This window comes from Candidatus Komeilibacteria bacterium CG_4_10_14_0_2_um_filter_37_10 (genome assembly GCA_002793075.1).
GTDB lineage: Bacteria > Patescibacteriota > Patescibacteriia > UBA1558 > UBA1558 > UM-FILTER-37-10.
This window is the reverse complement of record PFPO01000073.1, coordinates 48,184-57,421: the sequence shown is the minus strand read 5'-3', so window position 1 is coordinate 57,421 and position 9,238 is coordinate 48,184. Positions and strand designations below refer to the sequence as shown.

Here is a 9,238-nt window from a genome sequence, read left to right as displayed (position 1 = left end):
ATTTTTTTTAGTTTTGTCGCTAACATAGAAATGATAGAAATAAAAGAGCAAACAGAAAATTAATGGTATGCCGCTTAACGGATGAATCAATATCGTTGTCAGTCCCAGTAATAGTAATAAGTAATTTTTATTTCTGAGATCATCAGCTAGTAACAAAAAAATAGTAATAAGTAACAAAACATTAGCTAGAGCTTGCGGCGTATTTAAAGCGATGGTCGTTAAGGGTAAAAGTAGTAAAAATAATGGTGCGGCTGGCCAGTAATGATACCTTTTAATGGTTGACCACTGATTGATAGTCAGAGGCAAAATAATAGCATAATTGATGATGGTAATATAACGATCGATAAGAACATTGCTGAGGGATAAAAAATGCTGAAAGAAATTAATAATTCCATAATAACCAAGGTAATAGATCGGACGCGGTGTCACAAATCCTTGCCCCCAGATAATACTTTCTGTAGCTTGATGAATAAAAGGATCAAATCCGTAATTTAATCGGTAGATCATTACTCCCAAACCAGAACTTAAAAAAAGAATAGACATTAGGGCAATATTTTTACCAGTAGTAGCAACTGTTAAATAAACAAATAGACTGATGATGAGCAATAGATAGAAAAGTAAAAAATTCGACGGTAATATTTGCCAAATCGAAAAAATTATTTGCTCACTACGATGAAAAAAAATTTGCGTAAAGAGAATAATTAGGGAACAGATAATTAACCAATACAATAGATAAATCACAATTTTTTTAGTAGGATGTAAAAAATTAACGGGCCAAGAAAAATTTATCTCGCCAACGATCTCCTTTTGTTTAATAATAATCAGAGCACCAGCAACAAATATTAAATAAAGTATGAGGTTACTTAAATAACTAATTTCCCAATAAAATAACAGCAGAGCATTAATAATGACAATGAGAGAGAATAGTAATAAATATCCTGATAATAAATTAACTAAAATTTGCTTTTTACCTTCTTGCCAATAGCCATAAATAATGGACAGTGTTAGCAAATTTAAAATTGCCAAAGATAATTTTAACCATCCCCAAGGCGCAAACAATGATAGGGTAGTAATAATTAGCAACAGTAAACTCAGGAGCCATTTATTCAATTTCATCTTATTATTTTATCATAATCACTAATATTTTGATATAATGAAAAGATGCTAGAAAGAAAGATTAAAGATTTAAACATTGACTGGCATTTTGTGGTTGTTTTGCTAACAGCCATCATCTTTTTTTTGATTATTAATTACTTTAATTTTTTGCCATTTACGAGCAACGATAGCGCTACTAACCGTTTAATTTTTAATTCTCCCGACGAAACAGCCTATTATTGGGCAGCGCAGAATTATTATCATCAAGATACTTTTTTGCAATTTAGTAATCCCTCATTATTAGCAGGTGATTTAGTTTCTCCGCGCAGTTTAAAAATTGTCAATCATAATTTAGTACCAACTGGATTTATCGGTTTATCGTATTTAGCGGCATCCTTTGCGAAAATTTTTCATAATGATAGTTTAATTTTATTATTTTCCTCGTTATTGACGACAACTTCTTTAATCTTACTATACTTATTACTCAAGAAGATTTATGGTCCACGAGTTGGTTTGATGTCAGTTATATTAATTATGATTACACCAGCGTATTGGTATTATGCTAGCCGCCCCATGGTGCCGAATGTACCTGTTTGTTCCTTAATATTTATGGCAATTTACTTTGGCTATCTGGCTATTGAGAAAAAAAGTAATTTAATAATGATGCTCTCTGGTTTGTTTGTGGGCTTAGCAGTACTCATTCGACCATCAGAATTTATTTGGCTGGGTCCACTTTTATTAATACTGCTAATTTTCAACAAAAAAAAATATTGCTGGTCACAAATATTGTTTGCTTTGCCAACTTTTTGTTTAGCACTCCTACCGTTTTTTTATTTCAATATTATTAACTTTGGTTCCCCCCTAAATATCGGTTATCAAATAGTAAGTAACTCCATATTGTCCGAACAATGGTTTATTGGAAAATATTTATTACCTTTTGGTTTTGATTTATCAACTATTATATTTAATGCGCAGAATTATTTGAAATTGATATTTTCTTGGCAAACCACTTTATTTATTTTAGCCTTATGGCCAATATTATTATCCCTATTAAATAAGCAAAATAAAGTTTATCGCAAGAACTTATTAATCTTGATAATTTTTATGGTTGTTAGCGTTATCGTTCTAGTTTATTATGGTAGTTGGAAATTTAGTGATAATCCCAATCCGCGAGCGATAACTATCGGCACTTCTTATGTGCGCTATTGGTTACCCATCTATATTCTGATGTCAATCACCATAGCGCTGGGTATTAGATTATTAACGAAGCGTGTAAAAGTAGCTACGTATTTATTTTTTATTAGTATTTTGTTAGTTTGGTCAGCGTATAGTTTTCCCGCTGTCTATTTAGAAAAACAAGAGGGGATTATCGCTATCAAAAATAATATTTTAAACTATCAGAATATTGCCAGTAGCGTGTTAGAACGAGTAGATCAGCGCGCTATTATTATTGCTGGTCGTAATGACAAAATATTTTTTCCGGCACGCCAAACAATTTTTAATTTATTTTACGATGTTGATTATCAACGCATAACTCCCTTACTTCAAGAATATCCCGTTTACTGGTGGGATTATAATTACGCGGAAAAGGATTTAGCCTATTTAAATAGTAAATACCGTCGTTATCAGTGGTATTTGGAAAAAACAACGATCGGGTATGGTCAAATGAGTCTTTACCAAATTCAAAATGTCAAAAACAAATAGATTAGTTGATTCAATATTTTTATTAATGGCTATTTTAGTTCCTATTTTTTTTGTTGCTTATGATAGTGGTTTAATAAACAATTTGACGGCTTGGCGTCAACCTTATCAACAATCAGCAATCATTGGTGATTTATTTCCGGCTAATCGGATAGAAATAGTAGATACTAATTGGCAGATTACCCAGGAGCCAGTTTATTTTACCGCTCGTTTACCTTATCCAGCATCAATAGTAAGCATTGGTTTAAATTTTGATAGTCGTAGCTGTGACACCTTAAAGATTGGTTTAAAACAGAATAGTAGTAATGACTGGTCATATCAATTACAGACAGTTTATAATGATTCATTTGCTCAACTAAATTGGTCCCAAATAACACAGCGCGGTTATACATTATGGCAAAAGCAAAGCGAATTTAGTTCCATTGAGTCATTTCTAGAAAATCAGTCAGAGCAATTAACTAATAATATTGCTTCCTACAATATGTCGCTGCATCATAAATTTCAGATTAATAATTACAGTGATTGGTCGGAGCAAAGAAGATTTGATTATGTCCTACGTGGTGATTATAGTTTTTATACTTACATCAAAAAAGGTCTTGATTATCGTTTAGAAATTCTGGATTATAATCGAGCTAACAATGAAGATAATATTGTTATTAATATTAAAAATGAATTCGGTGAGCTAGTTGACACCATTCGCGTTAATGATGATGGCTACTCAACCACAGGCGTGGCACCGATACCCAAGAGATATATTAATATTCACAATGATCAATTAACAGAGGGCGTTTACCAAGTAGAGTTTTTAGCTGGTTATGATATTTTTACTACCAGTATTGAAACCAAACATCGCTACTTAACTTTTAATAAAATTCTTTATTTGGCTAACTCCACTGAATATCGTGATGGTAACCCAATTATACCAATTAAGGAAAATAAATTAATTACCAACAGTACAACCCTAGAATTTTCCACCAGTCACCCTGCCGGATTACAAACAGTCACGGTTAATAATACTAGCTTGACAATTAAGGAGTTACAAAGAAAGTATTCGCTCAAAAAATTATCGGGACTGAGTAAATTAATAATTCCCAAAAGTGATATGATGATCAGCGGTAATGGTCTTTTTGCTTTTGATTGGTCAATGTTTTTTGAGCCAAATATCAATAATTTAGAAATTATTAATAATAACTCCAACTTTTCTTATTTTATTGCCGCTTATATACCGCCAATTATAATCAATAACATTGCTTCAGGATCAGTAAATTTTTCTTTAGATCGTGCCGCCATTGAACAAAATAAATTAAGATTTATTATTGCTTGTCCTGGTAGTAGCCAAGAAAACCCTCTAATAATTAAGAGTATTAGTTTAGACTATCAGGATTCGGGAACTTGGTTTGATCGGATTTATCGTTATTTAAAGTATAATTATCATGAATAATACCTGGTTACAAATCAAACATCATCTAGTATTAATAGCCGTATATTTTCTCTTAATATTTTTAATCATGGATAATATTAAGCCCGGCGTTATTAGTAATTATTATAATATACACTACCACCTAGTAGTTACCATGGTGTTAGTTATTTATTACTTTTATTCGGAGCAGCCAAAAATTACGAAGAAAAAAAGTAGTATTATTTATTTACTACTTTTAGCCACGCTAGCATTAATTTATTTTAATTTCTCTTGGCCGTTACTTTTAGTACCATTTCTCGTTACTGGTATACTATTTTACTTGTTATTCAGTTATTGAATTTGGAGAGCGTAAAATTTTTGTTTTTCTGGCTGATAATAATAAATAACATCACCTTTATTATTGACAAAAAAACGATCAATATTATTATCCTGAACCAGATCAATAGTATTTTTAAAGTCTCGTTCATCTAGTTCCGTCAAACGAATAGTATTATTTTCATAAAAAAAGATATAAGAACCATTGGGGTGCCAGTTGGCATTTTTGATGACGGCGGAGGAACGAAAAACATTTTGGTATTGTTTCTTATGCCAATAGTATATTTGAATTTCATTGTCATTCCAATATAAAATTTTATCTTGTTGTGGGGCGTACCATTGCGCTGCTTTGACGTAAGGTATTAATTTATAATTAGCCAATGTTTTTTTTATTGGTGTGTCAATTAAATACAAAAAATTGTTAGCCTGGTCGATAAAGCTAAGAACGGGTCCATTTTTTATTACGGTAACTTCGCTAGTAAAAGGTAATATTATCCGATCGTGTTCAACGTCTATTCCTAGCTCTGTTAAAACACTCTTAAATTTATTATCAGCTGCTGTGAGAATATAGGATTTATTGTGATCGGTAATAACTTGACTGGCTTGGGAACTGATACTTTCTAGGCGATTAAGATTGAGATCTAATAGTTTTACTTGATTATTAATAGTTGAATATATTTTGTTATCCGCAAATTCATGCCAAGTAAAATTGACCAAATAGCTCTTATTGTTACTAATATCTTTACTGGTAGTTAAACCATCAATCGAAGTCCAGTAAAATTTATTATTTTCTCGATAGATATACTTTCTTTCATTTGGTGACCAAGCTAAAAGTTCAATTTTGTTTGCCAAATCCCAACTTTTAATCTTTTTTAGTTGATTAAAATTTAAATCAAAATATAATAGTTGATAACTATTATCCTTGATCGTTAACATTAATAAATTATTGGCGCTACTGACAAAATAAGATTGTAACTGAAAATTACTAAATTCCCGTGGCGCATTATCGGTATAAAGAACTATGTCTTCAATAAAAGTAGTCATCCCGGCAACAACTGTTATTTTTTTTTGCCAAGAATGATAGCCATCTTTTTTGATAGTGATTTCATAATCACCAACAGGTAATCTTTTTATATGATAGGGGGTAGAATTGGCAATTAACTTATTATTCAAGTAAATTTGCGTGGAACGCGGGTAAGTTTTTAAATAAATAATACCTGTTTGTTCAATTCTTTGCTTGGCTAAATTAAAATTATAACCTTGTCCATAAAGTATCAAAATAGGTGTCAGAATAAAAAAAATTATAACTACACCAATCCAAGTCACTCTTTTGTGCCACATTTTCATAAAATTGAAAATACCGGGAAATTATTATATAATACTACCATAATTTGTGTTTAAAATACAGTATGTCTAAATATGTAATCCAAGGAAATAATAAGCTGTCGGGTGAAGTAGAAATAGCCGGCGCTAAGAATCATGCCTTAAAGATATTACCAGCAACAATGCTGACCAAGCAAATCTGTATTATTGATAATGTTCCAGACATTGAGGATGTTAAAATTATGTTGGCCATCATGACCAAGCTAGGATCGAAGATTAAAAAGTTAGGTACTAATTCTTACGAGATAAATAATGCTCAGATAAAAAATTGGGAAATAGATGATTTGCTAGCTCGTCGCTTGCGAACTTCCATACTTTTTATCGCCCCACTGTTAGCTCGTTTACAAAAAGCTATTTTACCTCATCCCGGTGGTTGTGTAATTGGTAAACGCCCAATAAATTTGTTCATTGATGGTTTTGCCAATTTTGGTGTCCGAATCAAATTCCATCACGATCATTACTCACTACAAGCAAAGAAAATGGTGGGAGCGCAAATTATCTTTCCCCAAGTCAGTCATACTGGCACCGAGAGCATGATTATGGCGGCGGTATTGGCTCGTGGTGAGACCAAGATTATTAATGCCGCCTGTGAACCAGAAGTTGTCGCTTTATGTGATATGTTGGTCAAAATGGGTGCTAAAATTATTGGCTCAGGTACACCAGAAATAACTATTGGGGGTGTTAATGAATTGCAAGGTGTTAGATATCAAGTCATACCAGATCGTTTAGAAATGGGCAGTTTTATTATTCTCGCTGCTTTAAATAAAGGACAAATAACCTTAAAAAACTGTCAGCCCAATTTGTTAACCATTCCTATTTCTCTGTGGCAAAAAATTGGTGTTAAGATGACAATTAAAAAAAATGATATTATTGTTTATGGTAGCCCAAAACCACTGCAAGCTATAAACATTATTACTCACGAATATCCTGGCTTCCCCACTGATTTACAGGCCCCAATGACTGTCTTATTAACTCAGAGCCAAGGTTTGAGTATGGTGCACGAGACTATTTATGAAAGTAGGTTGTATTATACAGATATGCTTAATAGAATGGGCGCCAATATAATATTATGCGATCCGCATCGAATTATTATTCAGGGTCCAACTAAATTACAAGGAAAAAAAGTTGAAAGTCCTGATTTAAGAGCAGGGATAGCCATGTTAATCGCGGCTTCTATAGCTGTGGGTACATCAGAAATAGATAATATTTATCAAATAGAACGAGGATATCAAAATCTTGTACCGCGTTTACAAAAATTAGGATTAAAAATTAATAAAATTGACTAATGTTAACAGAACAAAACAAACAACAAATAGCAGAATTATATAGCAAAAGAACTTTTTCTTTAAAGAAATTCTTATTAGTTATTATTATTGTACCAGTAATCTTTTTTATTGGTGTTTACACCGGACAACTGGGAAATACTACCGTTAACACAACCAATGATTACGGTCAGGTAGTAAATATTGATTCACGACCGGCATATTTAACCAAAAATATAGATTTTAATCTTCTCTGGCAAACTTGGAATTTGTTGAAAAGTAAATATTTACATCAGGATAAATTAAATGAAGTAGAATTATTTTATGGAGCTTTAGCTGGATCAGTAGCAGCTTTGCGCGATCCGTACACAGTGTTTTTTGATCCTAAGGTAGCCCTGGAATTCACTGAAGAGTTAAGTGGACAATTTCAAGGCATTGGTGCAGAAATAGGTATCAAAGATAATCATTTAACCATTATAGCTCCTTTGCCGGGTACACCGGCGGAAAAAGCTGGCATTCAGTCAGGAGATAAAATCATTGCTATTAATCAATTGGATACAACCAATATATCCGTTGATAAAGCTGTTAGTTTGATTCGCGGAGAAAAGGGTACTAAAGTTAGCTTAATTATTGTCCATGCTAGCGATAATCAGCCGATTAAACTAGAAATAGCCCGTGATGTTATTAAAATAGTTAGTGTTTCTTGGCAGATGAAGGAAAATAAAATAGCTTATCTCAAGATAACCCACTTCAATCAAGATACTGGAGAAAGGTTCAAAGAGGCAGTAAATCAAATTATTAATCAAGGCGCTCAGAAATTAATAGTTGATTTACGTAATAATCCTGGTGGCTTCTTGGACGTTGCTATTGAACTCGGTGGCTATTGGTTGGATGATCAAGTTATGGTCAAGGAAATGTTTTATGATGCCACAAAAAATAAAGATTACAAAACAGTAGGTAATCCTATTTTGAAAAGTTTGCCTACTGTTGTCTTAGTTAATGGCGGATCAGCGTCAGCTAGTGAAATATTGGCTGGAGCGCTGCAAGATTATAAATTAGCAACAGTTATCGGAGAAACGACTTTTGGTAAGGGATCAGTTCAAGAGTTAGAAAACTTATCTGATGGTTCAGCGATCAAAATAACCGTGGCTGAATGGCGAACGCCAAATAATAGGGTTATTAATGAAAAAGGTGTTGAACCTGATATCAAAGTAGAAAGAAATTATGAAGACCCAGACGATAATCAACTAAAGGAAGCCTTAAAAATTATTAATCAATAATATTATATGCAAATACTTTTTATCAAGAATTGTATTCATGGTAGGGTCGGTGAAATTAAAGAAGTGAAAGATGGATTAGCATTAAATTTTTTAATACCCCAAAAACTTGCTTTCCTACCGACACCAACGAATATCCGTTTAGTGCAACAAAATAAACAAAAAGATAATAAGCAGTTAGTTGATTTACCTAAGCAAGAGAAAATCATCCATATTTTAACTAATGCAACTTTACAGATCAAAGTACGGGTCAATGATCAAAATCATCTGTACGCCGCCATCAATGAACAGCAAATAGTTGATTCTATTAAAGAGCAATTCAAAATTGATTTACCTAATAAAAGTTTGCAAATTAATCAGAACGTAAAAAAACTTGGTTCACAGGAAATAGAAATTATTCTCAATAAACAAGCAGTAAAACTAAAAATAAACATTAGTAAAAAATAAAATAGTTAGTAGGTTGTTTTTGATTAAATAAAAAAAACAGAAATATCAATTCTGTTGAAAAATAACATCTGATCATTCTACCGCCCGATACGATATTAACAAAATCTTCACTTGGTCTGACCCCGCTTCTGGCGGGAGAAGAAAAGTGAAGATTTTAAAGGAATAATTTATCGAATGACGGAGTGGTTCAAACTTGATTTGAAACACGCAGTTATGAGATGAATTATGACGTGGTTCGGGGGCAGGGATTCGAACCCCGATTAGCGGGACCAAAACCCGCTGTCCTGCCGTTAGACGACCCCCGATCATAATAACTTGCGAAAATATTATATTAATTA

Annotated in this window: 8 protein-coding genes and 1 tRNA gene; 6 read left to right on the top strand and 3 right to left on the bottom strand. The window is 32.5% G+C overall.

The window, feature by feature from the left end; genetic code table 11:
• The coding region (locus COX77_04050; protein PIZ98671.1) for a hypothetical protein at positions 1-1,116 on the bottom strand (1,116 nt) is incomplete at its 3' end.
• 45 nt (positions 1,117-1,161) lie between these two features.
• On the opposite strand from COX77_04050, the gene COX77_04045 reads away from it, so the two are divergent.
• Genes COX77_04045 through COX77_04035 form a run of 3 tightly spaced genes read left to right on the top strand, consistent with a single transcriptional unit; the run spans position 1,162 to position 4,553 of the window.
• A complete protein-coding gene (locus COX77_04045) occupies positions 1,162-2,799 on the top strand; it encodes a hypothetical protein (GenBank protein PIZ98670.1) in 1,638 nt (545 codons plus the stop codon).
• Positions 2,783-4,237: a hypothetical protein gene (locus COX77_04040; GenBank protein PIZ98669.1), complete on the top strand. Its 1,455-nt coding sequence runs from the start codon at positions 2,783-2,785 to the stop codon at positions 4,235-4,237. The genes COX77_04045 and COX77_04040 overlap by 17 nt, the downstream gene beginning before the upstream one ends.
• Positions 4,230-4,553, top strand: coding sequence for a hypothetical protein (locus COX77_04035; protein PIZ98668.1), 324 nt, complete (start codon positions 4,230-4,232; stop codon positions 4,551-4,553). The genes COX77_04040 and COX77_04035 overlap by 8 nt, the downstream gene beginning before the upstream one ends.
• Here COX77_04035 and COX77_04030 read toward each other — a convergent pair.
• Entirely contained in the window at positions 4,547-5,878 is a 1,332-nt protein-coding gene (locus COX77_04030; GenBank protein PIZ98667.1) for a hypothetical protein, read from the bottom strand. The genes COX77_04035 and COX77_04030 overlap by 7 nt on opposite strands.
• A 62-nt stretch (positions 5,879-5,940) precedes the next feature.
• Here COX77_04030 and murA point away from each other — a divergent pair, with 62 nt between their 5' ends.
• The 3 genes from murA to rplI are packed head-to-tail and all read left to right on the top strand — an operon-like array spanning position 5,941 to position 8,900.
• Complete coding sequence (gene murA / locus COX77_04025) at positions 5,941-7,200, top strand: UDP-N-acetylglucosamine 1-carboxyvinyltransferase (GenBank protein PIZ98666.1); 1,260 nt, start codon at positions 5,941-5,943, stop codon at positions 7,198-7,200.
• On the top strand, positions 7,200-8,456 hold the full coding sequence (locus COX77_04020) for a S41 family peptidase (protein PIZ98665.1): 1,257 nt from the start codon (positions 7,200-7,202) through the stop codon (positions 8,454-8,456). The genes murA and COX77_04020 overlap by 1 nt, the downstream gene beginning before the upstream one ends.
• Positions 8,457-8,462: 6 nt before the next feature.
• The gene (rplI, locus tag COX77_04015; GenBank protein ID PIZ98664.1) at positions 8,463-8,900 is read left to right on the top strand and encodes a 50S ribosomal protein L9; all 438 of its coding nucleotides are present in this window, start codon (positions 8,463-8,465) and stop codon (positions 8,898-8,900) included.
• Between the two features lie 231 nt (positions 8,901-9,131).
• Here the strand turns inward: rplI and COX77_04010 are convergent.
• Positions 9,132-9,205 (bottom strand) — tRNA-Gln (locus COX77_04010).
• Positions 9,206-9,238: the final 33 nt, after the last annotated feature.